Consider the following 695-nt stretch of genomic DNA (forward strand, 5'->3'; position numbering starts at 1 on the left):
GCTATAGCTCAGCTGGGAGAGCGCCTGCCTTGCACGCAGGAGGTCAGCAGTTCGATCCTGCTTAGCTCCACCACTTTTACTCCTTAAAAATAAACATTCTTAATCAGGTAATAAACTGCTTGAGAATAGAGTGTGTTTAATTTTGAGAAGTTTATTCTCTTGCTCTTTAAAAATTTGGAAAGCTGATATTAAAATTCTTATAGATATTCGTATCTATAAAGAGTTTTCAAAAGTAAAAATATGCCAGTTAATCAGCAATGATTAATCGGTATCTACTTTAGTATTCTCATCATTATTTGATGAATTAACTTCTGGCGAAGTTAACAGCTGTCACTAACAAAGACCCGTTTGGGTTGTATGGTTAAGTGACTAAGCGTACACGGTGGATGCCTTGGCAGTTGGAGGCGATGAAGGACGTATTAACTTGCGATAAGCCTAGTCAAGCTAGTAAAAAGCGCTTGAGACTAGGATTTCCGAATGGGGAAACCCACCTGCTTGCAGGTATCTTACACTGAATACATAGGTGTAAGAGGCGAACGCGGAGAACTGAAACATCTAAGTACCCGTAGGAACAGAAATCAACCGAGATTCCGGAAGTAGCGGCGAGCGAAACCGGACCAGCCCTTAAGCTTATTATGTGTTAGTGGAACATTCTGGAAAGTTTGACGATACAGGGTGATAGTCCCGTACACGAA

1 rRNA gene is annotated in these 695 nt (G+C 41.2%); it reads left to right on the top strand.

Annotation, left to right across the window (positions count from 1 at the left end):
• Positions 1–359: 359 nt before the first annotated feature.
• Positions 360–695 (top strand): 23S ribosomal RNA (locus ACSFVZ_RS20475); the annotation flags it as partial.

This window comes from Pseudoalteromonas nanhaiensis (assembly GCF_051235485.1).
Taxonomy (GTDB): domain Bacteria; phylum Pseudomonadota; class Gammaproteobacteria; order Enterobacterales; family Alteromonadaceae; genus Pseudoalteromonas; species Pseudoalteromonas lipolytica_C.